At 36.5% G+C, this 16,315-nt stretch carries 15 protein-coding genes and 1 other annotated feature; of the genes, 1 reads left to right on the plus strand and 14 read right to left on the minus strand.

All coding sequences use genetic code 11. The features are described from left to right. Positions 1 to 7 precede the first annotated feature (7 nt). The 6 genes from rpoB to AC07SW_RS06520 all read right to left on the minus strand — a co-directional run bounded on the left by rpoB (position 8) and on the right by AC07SW_RS06520 (position 7,450). The gene (rpoB, locus tag AC07SW_RS06495; RefSeq protein WP_119907482.1) at positions 8 to 3,592 is read right to left on the minus strand and encodes a DNA-directed RNA polymerase subunit beta; all 3,585 of its coding nucleotides are present in this window, start codon (positions 3,590 to 3,592) and stop codon (positions 8 to 10) included. A 335-nt stretch (positions 3,593 to 3,927) separates the two neighbouring features. Further along, positions 3,928 to 4,383: a gamma-glutamylcyclotransferase family protein gene (locus tag AC07SW_RS06500; RefSeq protein ID WP_034572162.1), complete on the minus strand. Its 456-nt coding sequence runs from the start codon at positions 4,381 to 4,383 to the stop codon at positions 3,928 to 3,930. Continuing rightward, the gene (gene pcp, locus AC07SW_RS06505; protein ID WP_034572165.1) at positions 4,383 to 5,030 is read right to left on the minus strand and encodes a pyroglutamyl-peptidase I; all 648 of its coding nucleotides are present in this window, start codon (positions 5,028 to 5,030) and stop codon (positions 4,383 to 4,385) included. Before pcp ends, AC07SW_RS06500 begins: the two co-directional genes overlap by 1 nt. A 36-nt stretch (positions 5,031 to 5,066) precedes the next feature. Beyond that, positions 5,067 to 5,990, minus strand: coding sequence for a DUF979 domain-containing protein (locus AC07SW_RS06510; protein WP_034572168.1), 924 nt, complete (start codon positions 5,988 to 5,990; stop codon positions 5,067 to 5,069). After that, positions 5,990 to 6,700 (minus strand): DUF969 domain-containing protein, encoded by a 711-nt coding sequence (locus AC07SW_RS06515; protein ID WP_034572171.1) that lies wholly within the window; start codon positions 6,698 to 6,700, stop codon positions 5,990 to 5,992. Before AC07SW_RS06515 ends, AC07SW_RS06510 begins: the two co-directional genes overlap by 1 nt. 141 nt (positions 6,701 to 6,841) lie before the next feature. Next, a complete protein-coding gene (locus tag AC07SW_RS06520) occupies positions 6,842 to 7,450 on the minus strand; it encodes a class I SAM-dependent methyltransferase (RefSeq protein WP_119907480.1) in 609 nt (202 codons plus the stop codon). 312 nt (positions 7,451 to 7,762) lie between these two features. Here AC07SW_RS06520 and AC07SW_RS06525 point away from each other — a divergent pair, with 312 nt between their 5' ends. Then, the gene (locus AC07SW_RS06525; protein ID WP_135022716.1) at positions 7,763 to 8,971 is read left to right on the plus strand and encodes a YusW family protein; all 1,209 of its coding nucleotides are present in this window, start codon (positions 7,763 to 7,765) and stop codon (positions 8,969 to 8,971) included. A gap of 141 nt (positions 8,972 to 9,112) precedes the next feature. On the opposite strand, the gene AC07SW_RS06530 is transcribed toward AC07SW_RS06525, so the two are convergent. The 8 genes from AC07SW_RS06530 to rplA form a co-directional block, all read right to left on the minus strand. Then, on the minus strand, positions 9,113 to 9,373 hold the full coding sequence (locus AC07SW_RS06530; protein WP_034572179.1) for a metal-sensitive transcriptional regulator: 261 nt from the start codon (positions 9,371 to 9,373) through the stop codon (positions 9,113 to 9,115). Next, complete coding sequence (locus AC07SW_RS06535; protein WP_034572181.1) at positions 9,363 to 9,668, minus strand: rhodanese-like domain-containing protein; 306 nt, start codon at positions 9,666 to 9,668, stop codon at positions 9,363 to 9,365. The genes AC07SW_RS06530 and AC07SW_RS06535 overlap by 11 nt, the downstream gene beginning before the upstream one ends. Further along, positions 9,668 to 11,317: an FAD-dependent oxidoreductase gene (locus AC07SW_RS06540; RefSeq protein WP_135022715.1), complete on the minus strand. Its 1,650-nt coding sequence runs from the start codon at positions 11,315 to 11,317 to the stop codon at positions 9,668 to 9,670. The genes AC07SW_RS06535 and AC07SW_RS06540 overlap by 1 nt, the downstream gene beginning before the upstream one ends. After that, positions 11,317 to 11,625 (minus strand): rhodanese-like domain-containing protein, encoded by a 309-nt coding sequence (locus AC07SW_RS06545; RefSeq protein WP_119907477.1) that lies wholly within the window; start codon positions 11,623 to 11,625, stop codon positions 11,317 to 11,319. Before AC07SW_RS06545 ends, AC07SW_RS06540 begins: the two co-directional genes overlap by 1 nt. A gap of 151 nt (positions 11,626 to 11,776) precedes the next feature. Then, the gene (locus AC07SW_RS06550) at positions 11,777 to 14,119 is read right to left on the minus strand and encodes an ATP-dependent DNA helicase (protein WP_494632487.1); all 2,343 of its coding nucleotides are present in this window, start codon (positions 14,117 to 14,119) and stop codon (positions 11,777 to 11,779) included. 227 nt (positions 14,120 to 14,346) lie between these two features. After that, positions 14,347 to 14,712 (minus strand): 50S ribosomal protein L7/L12, encoded by a 366-nt coding sequence (rplL, locus tag AC07SW_RS06555; RefSeq protein WP_034572192.1) that lies wholly within the window; start codon positions 14,710 to 14,712, stop codon positions 14,347 to 14,349. Positions 14,713 to 14,783: 71 nt separating this feature from the next. Beyond that, positions 14,784 to 15,284, minus strand: a complete 501-nt coding sequence (gene rplJ, locus AC07SW_RS06560; protein WP_034572195.1) for a 50S ribosomal protein L10 — start codon at positions 15,282 to 15,284, stop codon at positions 14,784 to 14,786. Between the two features lie 135 nt (positions 15,285 to 15,419). Next, positions 15,420 to 15,549: a sequence feature (ribosomal protein L10 leader region), on the minus strand. Between the two features lie 52 nt (positions 15,550 to 15,601). Further along, complete coding sequence (rplA, locus tag AC07SW_RS06565) at positions 15,602 to 16,291, minus strand: 50S ribosomal protein L1 (protein WP_034572198.1); 690 nt, start codon at positions 16,289 to 16,291, stop codon at positions 15,602 to 15,604. Positions 16,292 to 16,315 lie beyond the last annotated feature (24 nt).

Genomic DNA, 16,315 nt, shown 5'->3' on the forward strand with positions numbered 1-16,315 from the left:
ACTTCTATTATTCTGCGCCTTCTTGCTCTAAACGTTCTTTTTCACGAGCATCAGCACGAATTTTTTCTTGTTCTTCTGCATATTTACTAAGTGCATCAATGTTTACGATATCGTCATCATCATCTAAATCACGTAATTCGATTTCATCGTCATTTGCATCTAGAACTTTCATATCTAGTCCTAAAGCTTGTAACTCTTTTACTAATACGCGGAATGATTCTGGAACACCTGGTCTTGGAATTTTTTCACCTTTAACGATTGCTTCATATGTTTTCACACGTCCAACAACGTCATCTGATTTGTACGTTAAGATTTCTTGTAGTGTATAAGCTGCCCCATACGCTTCAAGTGCCCAAACTTCCATCTCTCCAAAACGTTGTCCACCAAATTGAGCTTTACCTCCAAGTGGTTGTTGTGTAACTAATGAGTAAGGTCCAGTTGAACGAGCATGTAATTTATCATCAACCATGTGGGCTAATTTAATCATATACATCACACCAACTGAAACACGGTTATCAAATGGCTCACCACTACGTCCATCGTATAAAACAGTTTTAGCATCACTTGCCATTCCTGCTTCTTGTACAGTTTCCCAAACATCTTCCTCGCTTGCTCCATCAAATACAGGAGTCGCAATATGGATTCCTAGTTGACGAGCGGCCATTCCGATGTGTAATTCAAGAACTTGTCCGATATTCATACGTGATGGTACCCCAAGAGGGTTCAACATGATATCAACAGGTGTGCCGTCTGGTAAGAAAGGCATGTCTTCTTCTGGCATAATGCGAGAAACGACCCCTTTATTTCCGTGACGTCCAGCCATTTTATCGCCTTCGTTGATTTTACGTTTTTGTACGATATAAACGCGTACTAACATATTCACACCGGGTGATAATTCGTCTCCTGCTTCACGTGTAAAGATTTTAACGTCGTGAACGATTCCGCCACCACCATGTGGAACTTTCAATGATGTATCGCGAACTTCACGAGCTTTTTCACCAAAGATCGCATGTAATAGACGTTCTTCAGCAGATAATTCGGTTACCCCTTTAGGAGTTACTTTACCAACTAATAAATCGCCATCATGAACTTCAGCCCCAATACGGATAATTCCGAATTCGTCTAAGTCTTTTAATGCGTCTTCTCCGACATTTGGAATTTCACGAGTGATTTCTTCAGGTCCAAGTTTTGTATCACGAGCTTCTGATTCATATTCTTCAATATGGACAGAAGTGTAAACATCATCTTTAACTAGACGTTCGCTCATGATAATCGCATCCTCATAGTTGTACCCTTCCCAAGTCATGAAGGCCACTAAAACATTTTGTCCTAATGCCATCTCACCGTTTTCCATTGAAGAACCATCAGCTAGGATTTCGCTAGCATCCACACGGTCGCCTTTAGAAACGATTGGACGTTGGTTGTAACATGTACCAGAGTTTGAACGACGGAATTTTGTGATTGAGTATTTGTCTAAAGCGCCGTTATCTTGACGAACACGAACTTCTTTAGCATCTACATATTCAACGACACCAGGATTTTTACAAATTAATGCAGCTCCAGAATCGTGTGCTGATTTGTATTCCATCCCAGTTCCAACTAGTGGAGCTTGTGGATGAATCAACGGTACAGCTTGACGTTGCATGTTGGCTCCCATTAACGCACGGTTACTATCATCGTTTTCCAAGAACGGAATACATGCTGTCGCAACAGCAACTACTTGTTTTGGTGAAACGTCCATGTAATCGACACGGCTAATTGGAACTTCTAAGTTTTCACTGATGAAACGAGCCATCACGATGTCACTTTCAAAGCTACCATCTTCAAGCAATACTGAGTTTGCTTGGGCAACAACGTAGTGATCTTCCTCGTCTGCTGTTAAATAATCAATGTGCTTTGTTACTTTACCAGTTTCACGATCCACACGACGGTATGGTGTTTCGATAAAACCAAATTTATTAATTTTTGCATAACTTGATAGACTATTAATCAACCCGATATTTGGACCCTCAGGTGTTTCGATAGGACACATACGACCATAATGGGAATAATGTACATCTCGAACTTCATATCCGGCACGGTCTCTTGTCAAACCACCAGGCCCTAAGGCAGATAGACGACGTTTGTGAGTCAACTCACCTAGTGGATTCGTTTGATCCATGAACTGTGACAATTGAGAAGAACCAAAGAATTCTTTGATTGCTGCTACAACTGGGCGAATGTTGATTAATTGTTGCGGTGTTACGGTTGCAACATCTTGAATCGACATACGTTCACGAACAACACGTTCCATACGTGACAAACCAATACGGAATTGATTTTGTAATAATTCTCCAACAGAACGGATACGACGGTTTCCTAAATGGTCAATGTCGTCTACGTTGCCGATATTTTCTTGTAAGTTGAAGAAATAGCTCATTGAAGCTAAGATATCAGCTGGCGTAATGTTTTTGATGTCAGTTGAAACGTTGCCGTTTCCAATCACATTAACAACACGTTCGCCATCTTTTGGTGAAATTACTTGAACTACTTGAATCGTTACAGGTTCTGGTACAACACCATCATCTGTTGGATATAAAGTCACACTGTTTAGACCTGCGTCTAAGAATGGTGTTAGTTTATCAATCATTGGACGATCTAAGAACGTTCCTTTTTCTGCTAAAATTTCACCAGTTTCAGGATCAACTAATGTTTCAGCAAGAGTTTGGTTAAATAGACGGGTTTTAAGGTTTAGTTTTTTGTTGACTTTGTAACGACCAACATTTGCTAAGTCGTAGCGTTTTGGATCAAAGAAACGAGCATTTAGCAAGCTTCTTGAGCTGTCAGCAGTTTTAGGCTCACCTGGACGTAGACGTTCGTAAACATCTTTCAAGGCTTCCTCTGTACGAGAATCGCTAGAATTTTTGTGTAAATCTTTTTCTAACGTTAAACGTAGACTTTCATTATCGCCAAAAATTTCTAAGATCTGATCATCTGATCCAAATCCTAAAGCACGAACTAATACTGAAAGTGGAATTTTACGTGTGCGGTCGATTCTTACATAAGAAAGATCTTTTGCATCTGTTTCATATTCTAACCATGCTCCACGGTTAGGGATAACAGTAGAACCAAAACCTTGTTTGCCATTTTTATCAACTTTACCATGGAAGTAAACCCCTGGTGAACGAACTAATTGTGATACAATAACACGCTCTGCTCCGTTGATAATAAATGTACCCATTTCAGTCATTAATGGGAAATCGCCAAAGAATACTTCTTGGTCTTTTACTTCACCAGTTTCTTTGTTGATTAAACGTAATTTCACGTGAAGCGGAGCTGAGTAATTGGCATCATGGCTTCTCGCTTCTTCAACTGTGTATTTTGGGTTGTGTAATTGATAATCAATAAATTCTAATGATAGGTTTCCTGCAAAGTCTTCAATTGGTGAGATATCTTTAAACATTTCACGCAATCCTTCATCTAGGAACCATTGGTATGAGTCAGTTTGGATTTCAATTAAGTTTGGTAACTCTAAAACCTCGCTGATTCGTGCAAAACTTCTTCGTGTACGGTGTTTTCCGTAATTTACTAAGTGGCCTGCCAACCTATTCACCCCTCAAAACATATTTAATGCAACCGTAGCAAGCTTTAAAATGAATATTACATTTTCATTACTTTTGTTAAATATAAGTAACAAACTAGCTTTTTTTTCATTTTTTGGCAAAAAAAAACCAAAAGATTCGTGACATTTTCTTTAATAAAATTCACAATTTCTTTTGTTTTCCCTTTAAAAACTCACTCTGGACAATATTTCAGGGTGAATTCTATGCTACTGACTACAGTATTCGCATTTAGTCATTATATAACTGATTGACTCACTTGTCAAGATTTTTAAAACATCCTCGATATATGAAAAAACACAGAAGGAAAAATTCCTTCTGTGTGTGATTAACCTGCGATTTGATGATAATAAGCTCGCCAATTCCCAGTTGCTAAATAGGTACTTTGAGTAGCGAATGTTTCATCATGGTCCGGTACATATAGATAACAATAAACCGTTTCTTTAAGGTCATATTTTTCTGTAGCTTCATTAAAAACTTCTACTTCAACGAGTTGACGTTCGTATTCATTGTTGCTTGCGCCTTTTCCATAGTAGTTTTCCATTTTATCTAACGGAAGGATTTCTTTTGAGAATTCTTTCAGCTCAAAAATTTCACCATATACCCAGTTGTCTCCTGGCAACAATGCTGGATAGCCTTTAGAATCTAAATGATAGAGTTCTCCTTTTATACGTGCTTTTTTAGGGGATCCAGTTACTTTCCCAGCTAAATACAAGTCGTAATTAAAAAGATTTTCCATCAAACTACCATAGGTGAATAAGGGACGCGGTACTGCTTCTTTCATTAATGAATGGCACCTCCAACAGCTTTTAAATCTTCTTTGCCATCATATAAAATAATGGCTTCGATTGCTGCTGTCAGTCCTTTAGTCATATCTGTTAGACTCATAAATGGTTGACCTGCTTTTTCGATAACTTGCTCTGGAATATAAGGAACATGGATAAATCCGCCTTTAACTGCTGGATATTCTTTTTCAATCAAATATTGAACTTGATACATAATATGGTTGCAGACGAATGTTCCTGCTGTATTTGATACGTTAGCAGGAATTCCTGCTTCTTTCATTTGTGTCACCATTGCTTTAATAGGTAGTTGTGTAAAGTAGGCAGGTGCTCCGTCTTCTTGAATTGCGATATCAACAGGTTGATTGCCTTCGTTATCTGGAATTCTCGCATCGTCAATATTAATCGCTACTCGTTCTGGCGAAATTGCAAAACGACCGCCTGCTTGACCGATATTTAACACAACATCTGGGTGATGTTTTTCCATTGCGGCTTTTACAACTTCAGCCGATTTACCAAATACTGTTGGAATTTCTAACTTGATGATTTCTGCACCATTGATTGTATCCGCTAATCCTTTAACAGCTTCTAAAGCAGGGTTAATTGGTTCTCCACCGAATGGATCGAATCCTGTAACTAAAATTTTCATATACTTTACTTCCTTTCTATCCTTAAAATTTATTTTTTAAAACGCCCAGAAATACATTAAGACGATGTGAATCAAAATCATTAAAATGGCCAGAGGCGCTTGTGCTCGGATAACACCATTTGTGTCTTTCATTTCTAATAGGGCTGCTGGCAACGCATTGAAGTTCGCCGCCATTGGTGTTAATAGCGTTCCACAAAAACCTGCCGTCATTGCAAGCGCTCCAGCCACAACTGGGTCGGCTCCTTGCATCATCACAAAGGGAACACCGATTCCAGCAGTAATAACTGTAAAGGCTGCAAATCCATTTCCCATAATCATTGTGAAAATAACCATTCCTAGACAATAGGCAATAACACCTGCTAAGCGATTCCCTTCTGGAACTACTGTTGAGATTCCATTCGAAATCACTGTCCCAACACCAGCTTGTGTGAAAATCACACCTAAAGCAGCTAGTAATTGAGGTAAAATTCCAGTTGTTCCAACTTGTTGAATCATACGATCTGAATCGTCTAAGACGGTTTTAGGTTTTGCTTTCGTAATGAAAATAACAACAAGTAACGAACCAATTGAAGCTAACCCAATCCCAACTTGACCACCTAATGGTGTTAGTTGAGCAATTCCAACTGCCAAAGCAGCTAGTAAAATACATGGTAGAAAAATCCATGCGCCAATTCTTTTAGAAGCAGCTTCTGATTCTGCTTCATTTAATTCAGCTAATTTGCCGATTTGAACCTGTTTAAACAACGTCAAGACACCCATCACTAAAATAATGATGCCATCAATCATGAACGGAATGAAGTTGCCAAATGCAAAAACAATTCCTAGTAACATCCAAAATAAAGACGTTCCCATTCTCGTTGGATGTGTTTTATCCATAAACACACGCGCAGCCGTTGTCATTAACAACAAACCGATTAAAATATAGAAGAACTCCAATAAATTATTGATTAAACTTTCCATTAAGAACGTCCTCCTTTGCTTTTGATTTCTTCAACTTTTTCCATGCCATATTTTTTAGCCATTTTTTTATCAAATAACACATTTGAAATCGCAACTAACAGCAACATAATCAACGCGATTGGAATAGATGCTTGTGCAATCGCTACCGCTGTCGCTTCATAACCTAATGATTTCATTGTTGCTTCAATCAATAATACTCCGGCTGCTGCAATAAACGTATTTTGAGCAAAGAAATTCCCAAAGTTTTCGGTCGCGGCTGCTTTTGCTTTGATTTTATCTTCATCTTCTGGCGTAATTTCACCATATTTAGTCAATGCTGCAGCTTGTGCCATCGGATTGACGATTGGACGGATAAATTGTGTATGCCCTTGTACACGAATTGAAAAGAAGCCTGCCAATTCACGGATTATCATATAGATTGTTAAAAATCGCCCCGGTGTTAAACCTTTCATTTTTTCAATTAATACAACGGCTTGCTGACGTAAACCAAAACGTTCAGATAAACCGATCATAGGTAATGTTAGTAAAAATAACGTAACTAAACGATTGGAAACAAACGCTTCTCCTAACATCGTTAAAAAATCTGGAATCGAAATCCCCGAAACTAATGCTGTTGCTAATGCTGCTACCAATACCACAGCAATTGTGTCAAACTTAAAAATAAAGCCAACTAGAATAATCAAAATACCTATCAACTTAATTGCTTCCATCTTATTTAAACCCCTTCATAATTCATTATATTTTTTCAGTATACACTATGTAAAATTGAATGGAAATGATTTAATAACATTTTTTTGAAAAATAAAAAAACATCAAAAGAACAATAAACACTCTTCTTTTGATGTTTTAATTTAGTTTTCTTTAATACTTTGAATAATCCAGTAACCTTTATCTTTAGCGATAACTTCAGCATTTCCAAAGGTTTCTTCCATTTTTTTCATTCCACTTGGTGCCCCTTGTTTTTTCTGAATTACAATAACTAACTTCCCACCTTTTTTCAAGTGTGTATATGCGTCAGTTAAGATCGTGTGTACGACTGTTTTTCCTGCACGAATCGGCGGATTGCTTACAATTAGCGCAAATTCTTTGCCTTCAACTTGATCATACACATCTGATGGATGAATCAAAACATTGGAAATACGATTATTCGAAGCATTTTGTTTTGCTAATCCTAACGCTCGTTCATTTACATCAACCATTTCAACTTGACGATTTGGATCTGCTTTGGCTAAAGATAAGCCCATTGGACCATATCCACACCCTACGTCTAACACGTCACCACTGACTACATCGTTTAAATCAATTGTTTCTATTAGTAAACGCGATCCGAAATCCACTGTTTTTTTTGAAAACACACCTAAATCTGTAACAAATTTAAAATCAAAGCCTTTTAACTGATACGTCCAAGCACTCTCTTTCGATTCAGTTTTAGGTTTGTTTGTATAATAATGATCTGCCATTGTAAATTCCTTTCTGAACCAATTGTTCATTAATCTCTTCTATATTCTACACTTTTTTTGCTAAACTTCCTACTTTTCAACTAAATACTTACTAAAAAAATAGAATCCCTCTATTTTACAGACTTTTCTCTTTAAAAATAGTTCGGCAAACGCAGACACATCAGTTTTTTACATTTTCTTACTCAATTTTGGGAAATTTAAAAAAATCAAAACGGTTGTATTTTTAATTATTTCTTCGTATACTGACGTCAGCTACTATTCATTAACTAGTAATCAAAAAATAGTAGAAAAAAACTTAGGAGGTTCTACATTATGAACAAATTAACAAAATCAACATTAATTGCAGGTCTAGTTTTATCAGTTGGCGCGATGTCAACGTTAGCCGTTAGCCCAAAAGCTAACGCAGAAACAGTTCTCGAGTCAAATCAATACAAATCGGTGACATTATTTAGCAAAGCTGAAATCAAAACATTAACAGGTCTTGATGTAACTGTTAAAAATGCACCTGCTATCCAAAAAGCTTTATCTGAAGTAGCCGTTTGGGAAGAAGCTGGTTACGAAACTTCTGAAGCTACTTTAATTGCGAACCGTGTTAAATTAAGCTATAACCAATCTTTAAACCTTTTAAAGAAAATGGCAAACACTTCTAATTTACAATTTAAAGTGACTCTTGTAAAAAATAATTACTATCCAAAAGCTGAAATCGGCGTTCAAAATCACGTATCAGCTCCAGAAGCTGAAAAACCTGAAGTAAGTAACCCAGGTACAGAAACTCCTGAAGTTGAAGTTCCAGAAACATCAACTCCATTAGGTACTGTAATTGAATCTAATGCGTACAAATCAATCACTTTATTCACGAAAGCTGAAATTAAAGAATTAACTGGACTTGAACTAACAACTAAAAATGCTGCTGCTATCCAAAAAGCGTTGACAGATGCTAAAGTTTGGGAAAAAGCTGGTTATGAAGCTTCTGAAGCTACTTTAATTGCGAACCGTGTTAAATTAAACGCTAGCCAATCACTTGCTCTTTTACAAAAGGTTGCAAATGTTGCGAACTTAGACTTTAAAGTAATTGTTATCAAAAATAATTTCCCTAAAGCTGAATTAGGCGTGCAATCTCATGGATCTGCTCCAGAAGTTGAAGCTCCAGAAACTGAAAAACCTGGTGATTCATCAAACGCTGGTGAAGAAGAAAGTGCTGAACAAACTTCAGATATCCGTCAATTACAAATCGAACTTGATTATAAAAAAGGCGATATCCAATTACAATATCAAGTAAATTCTAACGGAACTATTAAAGCTCAATACAAAAATGGCTTAACAAAAGAAAATTTCCAAGGCGCTAAAGCTGAAGAAAAAGTAAAAGCTGTTTTAACTGGTATCGATTTAAATTCTGCTAGTCAATCAGACATTGAAAAACACGTTGTTAAAAAATTAAATGCGGGTTCTGACTACAAACAATTCCAATTACAAGCACAATTTACAGATAATACTAAAGTTAAAATCAAAATTAAAAAGTAACCCCTCTTCTTTTTAATTAATCGATAAATTTAGATTGCTAATTCTTATTTAAACCTCAAAAAATAAAACTATACTAAAAGATACCCTAATATCTCAGTTAATCAGAAAAACGCTGTATCCAATGGATACAGCGTTTTTTCTTTATTTTACTTTTACAATTAAATCAATCGCTTCTTTAACACGTTGTTCATAAACTTCTTTACTATTGTCGCTTTCTTCAATGCAATGAACGAGGTTTTCAGCTACCATGATTCCCATTACTTTATCAATACTTGAACGGACTGCCGAAAGTTGCGTGATGACATCTTGGCATTCTCGTTCTTCTTCTATCATTTTCAAAACGCCTCTAATTTGACCTTCTGAACGTTTTAGACGATTTAATATTTTTTTATCACATTCCACTAAGAGTCTCTCCTTTCCAAGCAGACATTCCACCCATGACGTTTGTAACGCTGTATCCTTTTTCTGCTAAGAAAGCACTTGCTGATGCTGAACGCATACCGGAATGACAAATAATATAATACTCTTTTTCTTTATTCAATTGATTTAATTGTTCTGGAATTGAATTCAACGGCATTAGAACCGCTTCTTTAATATGACCGCTACTAAATTCAGTAGGTTCACGAACATCTAAAATTGAAATTCCACCTTGTTTTACTAAGTGCTCAAATTCTGGCATTGTAATTGATTGATACATTATTTTACGATCTCCTCTGGTTTTATAGTTGAATACAGGTTAAATGCGCCGTCTAAATTTTTCGCTTGATAACCTGATTGTTTTAAAATACGTTCTGCAAGATAACTACGTAATCCACTTTGACAACTTACAATAATCTCTTTGTCTTTTGGCAATTCATGAAGACGGCATCTCAAATCATCTAACGGAATGTGATACGCACCTTTTAAACTACCTTGAGCTACCTCATTGGTTGTTCGAACATCTAATAAAAAGGCTCCTTCTGCTTGTTTTTCTGTTAATTCATACCACTGAATCGACTCAGAAATACCTTCCATAATGTTTAATGCAGCATAACCCGCCATATTCACTGGATCTTTTGCAGAGCCAAATGGAGGTGCATAGCTAAATTCCAATTCTGGTAAATCCTCAACAGTCAAACGACCTTTAATCGCCGTTGCAATAATGTCAATGCGTTTGTCCACGCCATCTTTCCCAATTGCCTGAGCGCCATATAGCTCGCCTGTTGTAGGGTTAAATAGCAGCTTCAATAAAATCCCTTCTGCATGAGGAAAATATCCAGCATGGCTTTTCCCTTGAACGTGGACACTCTTATACTCTAAACCAAGGGCTCTTAATTGACGTTCTGTTAAACCAGTCGAAGCAACTGCTTGGCTAAAGACGCGGACAATTGCTGTTCCTAAGCTTCCTAAATTTTTGCGGGGTATACCTGATAAAACATCTGCAACTTGTCTACCTTGTCGGTTAGCAGGAGATGCTAGTGAGATCAGGGCATCCTCTTGGCTCGTAAACTGCTTCACCAAAATAGCGTCGCCTACAGCATAAATATCCTTTTGACTTGTTTGATAGTGTTCATCTACTAAAATTCCTCCACGCATTCCTGTTTCAATACCAGCTTGTAGAGCCAATGTATTTTCAGGTTGCACACCGACTGATAAAATAATTAAATCTGTTGCAATCTCTTCTCCATTTTCTAAAAGGACACGTCCCCCGTTATTCGTAAAGGCTGTCGCTGACGTTCCTGTCAAAACAGTTACTTGATTGTCTTTTAATTCTTTTGTAACAAAAGCAGCCATTTCTTCATCAATAGGAGGCAGTACATGAGGTGCTTTTTCGACAATTGTTACGTCTATCCCACGTTTTGCTAAGCTTTCGGCCATTTCCAAACCGATAAAACCAGCACCGATAACCATTGCTTTTTTCGGATTTTGACTAATGGTAAATTTCATAATTTGGTCAACATCCGGTACATTTCTAAGGGTAAAGACATTGCTTGCTTGATCCAATCCTTCGATAGGCGGAATAAACGGTTTGGCTCCTGGAGATAGAATTAACTTGTCATAAGACAAAGAATACTCTCCTTCATCATTTCGAACCTGTACAACTTTATTTTCAGCATCAATTGAAATGGCTTCACTAAATGGTCGAACATCTAATTGAAAACGTGCCTTTAATTGTTCTGGTGTTTGTACTAGCAATTCTTGGCGTTGCTGAATTTCTCCTGAAACATAATAAGGCAAGCCACAATTTGCAAAAGACACATACGGTCCTTTTTCTAAAACAATAATCTCTGCATCTTCGTTTAATCTTCTTAAGCGAGTAGCTGCTGACATTCCGCCAGCTACTCCACCAATAATAACAAATCTCATTATAATTTTCCTCCTCTAACTTTTCCAGCCCAACTCATCATTCCGCCCTTAACGTTGACTGCATCCATACCTTTAGCTCGTAATGTCTTCACCGCTTGTTTGCTTCGCATACCAGACTGACAAATAATGTAAACAGGTTCTTTTGTTTGATAGCTGTTTATCTTTTTCAAAGGAATATTTTTAGCTGTAGGAATATGTCCACCACTAAACTCCTGTGGCTCACGAACATCAATAATCATCGGTTTCTTAGGTAACATTTCTTCTAATTCTTTTGTTGTGATACTTGGTAATTTTTTAAAGAAAAACATTCTATACACAATCCTTTCATACTCTATACTTCATTTAGAAGGAAATCCAAAAATACCTCCTACCGTATCCAAAACAAATTATACCCCTTGCGGTATAATTTGTAAATAAAAAAGATTACTATGAAAGAAATTTCTTCCATAATAATCTTTTTTATTTCCAAAATCTCATTAACTGGCTCTTTAGTTCTCTATCATTGTTTACACTCTCGATTTGTTGCCAATGTTCTGGGAATAACTCTCTGTATCTTCTAGCATTAAAACGTTGATCTAATAATAGAACAACGCCAATATCTGTTTCGCTTCGAATCACGCGCCCTGCCGCTTGAAGAACTTTGTTCATTCCAGGAATTTGATACGCAAATTGATACCCCTCATGGTTTTCTGTTTGGTAATATTTTTGAACTAAATCAGCTTCTGCATTCAATTGTGCTAATCCCACGCCAACTATAGCCACACCAATAAGACGTTCCCCTTTTAAATCGATTCCTTCTGAAAAAATGCCTCCTAGTACACAAAAACCAACTAAATTCGATTCTGGCCTATTCTTAAACTTCTGTAAAAACAATTCACGTTGCTGTTCATCCATAACCCTTCCTTGAACCACCGTTTCTACTGTCGGATTCTTTTCGACAAACTCTTGATAAATCGATTCCAAATATTGATAAGAAGGAAAAAAGAATAAATAATTGCCTTTTTTTTGAGTAACCATTGTAGTCAAAGCGTTGGCAATCGGTTGGTGGCTGGCTTGACGCACTTGGTAACGAGTATCAATGTAATTTGCAATTACTAACAATTGATGTTCTTGCTTAAATGGTGAAGGCAATTGATACATTAAAGGCTTTTCTTTCCCTCCTAGTAATTGCGCGAAATAGTTGATTGGAGACAGTGTGGCGGAAAATAAAACTGATGCTTTTCCACGTTTCAATGTTTGATTAATTAAAAAAGAGGGATTTAAACAGAATTGCTTAATAGTGATATCCTTCCCTACTAAATGAACATAGGTTACGTATCGTTCATCATAAAATTCTGAAATTTTCAAGTAGGTTAGTGCTTCAAAATAAAGCTCTAACATTTTCGAATGACTACTCGCTTGTTGATTCACCAGCAACCATTCTTTTGTGTTCTCAGTAAATTTAACTACATGTTTTAAAAATAAATCCGCTGGTTCACTTTGAGTCATAAACTCCACTTCGCCACAGTTGGTTCTAAAACTTTTAAAATCTTTTATTAAACGGTTCATCACACGTCGTTGCTTTTGATCTTCTTTCAACAACTCCCTGTATATCGTTATTATTTTTTGTTCCGATAAGCTTGCAGAGAACATCTCTCGTGAACGATCAACTAAGTTATGGACTTCGTCAATCAAAAATACATACTCATTCTTTTCATCGTTAAAAAATCGCTTCAAATACACAATCGGATCAAACAAATAATTGTAATCACAAATAATTATGTCACACCATAAGCTAATATCTAAAGATAATTCAAATGGACATAGTGTATATTTTCTAGCATAACTTTCCACAATCTCTCTTGTAAAATGATTTTCTTGCTGTAGCAATTCAAATAACGCTTCATTCAAACGATCATAATAGCCTCTTGCAAATATACAGTGCTTCGGATCACATTTACGTTCATCTAAAAAACAAATTTTATCTTTAGCCGTTAACGTAACGCTCTTTAGTTTTGCTCCATTTCGTTCCATTTGTTCGACTGCATCTTCTGCTACTTGACGTGTAACGGTTTTAGCTGTTAAATAGAATAATTTTTCAGCTTTCTCTTCTCCAATCGATTTCACCGCTGGAAATAAAGTAGACATTGTTTTGCCAATTCCAGTTGGCGCTTCACAGTATAAATTTTGTTCAGTTAAAATTGTTTTATACACCGCAACAGCAAGTTCTCTTTGTCCTGAGCGGTAATCACCATAAGGAAAGTCAAGTTGTTTAAGTGTTTGATTGCGCAAAATACGCCAATTGTCATTAAAAATGACCCATTTTTCATATTGTTCCACTAAATGATTAAAAAAAGAAGTCAATTCAGTGATGGATACTTTTTTTCTAGTTCGAGTTATTTTTTCATTTAATGTTTCATAGTATGTTAACTGCAATTCAATCTCTGCTAATTCTTTTTCCACAGCTAGCATATAGCCGTAACACATAAGTTGTCCCCAAAACCGTTCAAGCGTATTATCAGGTAATAAATCAAAGTCTATTTCAGAGGTTTTAATTTCATCGACCCAATATTTCCCACTTTTTTCTTCGACAACGCCATCCGCTCGTCCTTCGATGGAGTAATTCCGCTGATTTATTAACAGCTCTTTTTTTAAGAACACTTCTTTTTGATAGTTATCCCCAGCTTCTTTTTGGATTTTCTGATGAAGCTTTGTTCCCTCGATTGCAGTATGCGCAGAACCTGTATAACGTTCATCAATACTACCTTTTTTCAATACAAACTCTACTAATTTCCTAACAGATAACCGATTGTTTTGATTCATACGCACCCTACTCTCTTTATGTAACTCTCCACATTATAGAACATACATTCGAAAAAAGACAGACTTATCCACAAAAAATGACTTGTTTTTCTTTACTGTGGATGAATAGCAAGTTAGAATCCGGAAAAAAGTTTTCCACAACTGAATAACTTTTTGATTGCATCTTATTTATCCACAAAAAAAAGACACACAGTAAACTGCGTGTCTTCTTCTATCATTAAAAATGATTATTTAACTTCTACAGAAGCTCCAACTTCTTCAAGTTGTGCTTTCATAGCTTCAGCGTCATCTTTAGATACGCCTTCTTTAAGTGCTGTAGGAGCTCCGTCAACTAATGCTTTAGCTTCTTTAAGACCTAAGCCAGTAGCTTCGCGAACTACTTTGATTACTTTAATTTTTTGATCTCCAGCAGAAGTTAATTCTACTGTAAATTCAGTTTGTTCTGCTGCTGCAGGACCTGCAACACCAGCAGCTGCTACAGGAGCAGCTGCTGTAACGCCAAATTCTTCTTCGATTGCTTTTACTAAGTCGTTTAATTCTAATACTGTTGCTTCTTTCACATCAGCAATGATTTGTTCAATGTTTAATGCCATTGTTAATTTCCTCCATTATTGGGTATATTTTTAGATTGCTTGTTTTGTTTCAAAAAAATTGTAACTCGTAATTAAGCCACTTCTTCTTTTGAATCTGCCACTGCTTTGAAAGCAAGTGCAGTATTTCTGACTGGTGCTTGTAGTACTGAAAGTAACATAGATAACAAACCTTCGCGATTTGGAAGTTTTGCAAGAGCTTCGATTTCTTCTTTTGAAGAAACTTTACCTTCAATAACGCCAGCTTTAATCTCTAATGCTTCAGCTTTTTCAGCAAATTCATTGATGATTTTTGCAGGTGCAATAACATCTTCATTACTGAATGCGATAGCAGTAGGACCTTTAAAGATATCTCCTAAACCAGATAAACCAGCTGCTTCAGCTGAACGGCTAAGAATAGAGTTTTTAATAACTTTCATCTCAACACCAGCATCACGTAATTGTTTACGTAATTCTGTAACTTCTTCAACAGTTAATCCGCGATAGTCAACAATGACGATTGAAGCTGCTGCTTCAAATTTCTTTGTTACGTCTTCAACGATTACTTGTTTTGTAGCGATTGCTGCTTGACTCATGTGTAAGTTTCACCTCCTGATAGATTGTCTGGGGATTTAAAAATAAGAACTATAAAAATCGTCTTAAGACCACTTCTATAAGACTCATTTTTCACTTCTTTACCTACTCTGGCTTGCAAAACAAGTCATTATAGTCAAGAAAAGCAAAAAGCCCCATGTCACCTTAGACATAGAGGGATTATTGTATGTTTGCACATAGTATGATCCTCGGTAGGAAATTAAGACTTGCGTCACCTACTGTCTTCGGTAAATATTTATTAACCTAGATGATTGTAACAAGTACAATCATCTAGGTCAAGTAAAATTTTAATTAGTGATTATAAAGAACTTTGGTCAACTTTTACGCCAGGACCAAAAGTTGTTGTTACAGTAATGTTTTTGATGTATTGACCTTTAGCTGAAGAAGGTTTAACTTTCAACATTGTATCGTTGATTGTTTTAAAGTTTTCAATTAATTTGTCAGTACTAAACGATACTTTACCAATTGGAGCTTGTACATTACCAGCTTTATCAACGCGGTAAGTTACTTTACCAGCTTTGATTTCGTTAACTGCTTTTGTAACGTCCATTGTAACAGTACCAGTTTTAGGGTTAGGCATTAATCCTTTAGGTCCTAGAACACGTCCTAGACGACCAACTTCACCCATCATATCTGGAGTAGCAACGATTACGTCGAAATCGAACCAACCGCCACTGATTTTTTGAACAAGATCAGATTCACCTACGTAATCTGCGCCTGCTGCTTCTGCTTCTTTAGCTTTTTCGCCTTTAGCAAATACTAAAACGCGTTGTGTTTTACCTGTTCCATTTGGAAGAACAACTGCCCCACGAATTTGTTGGTCAGCTTTCTTAGGGTCAACACCAAGTCTATAAGCGACTTCTACTGTTGCATCAAATTTAGCAAAATCGATTTCTTTTACTAAAGCAACTGCTTCTTCTACTGAATAAGCTTTTGTAACATCAACTTGCTTAAGGGCAGTTTGATATTGTTTGCTTTTTTTAGCCATGTTCTTTTTCCTCCTTGATTGTGG

The sequence above is a fragment of the Carnobacterium sp. GW821-FHT04C06 genome (assembly GCF_059420345.1).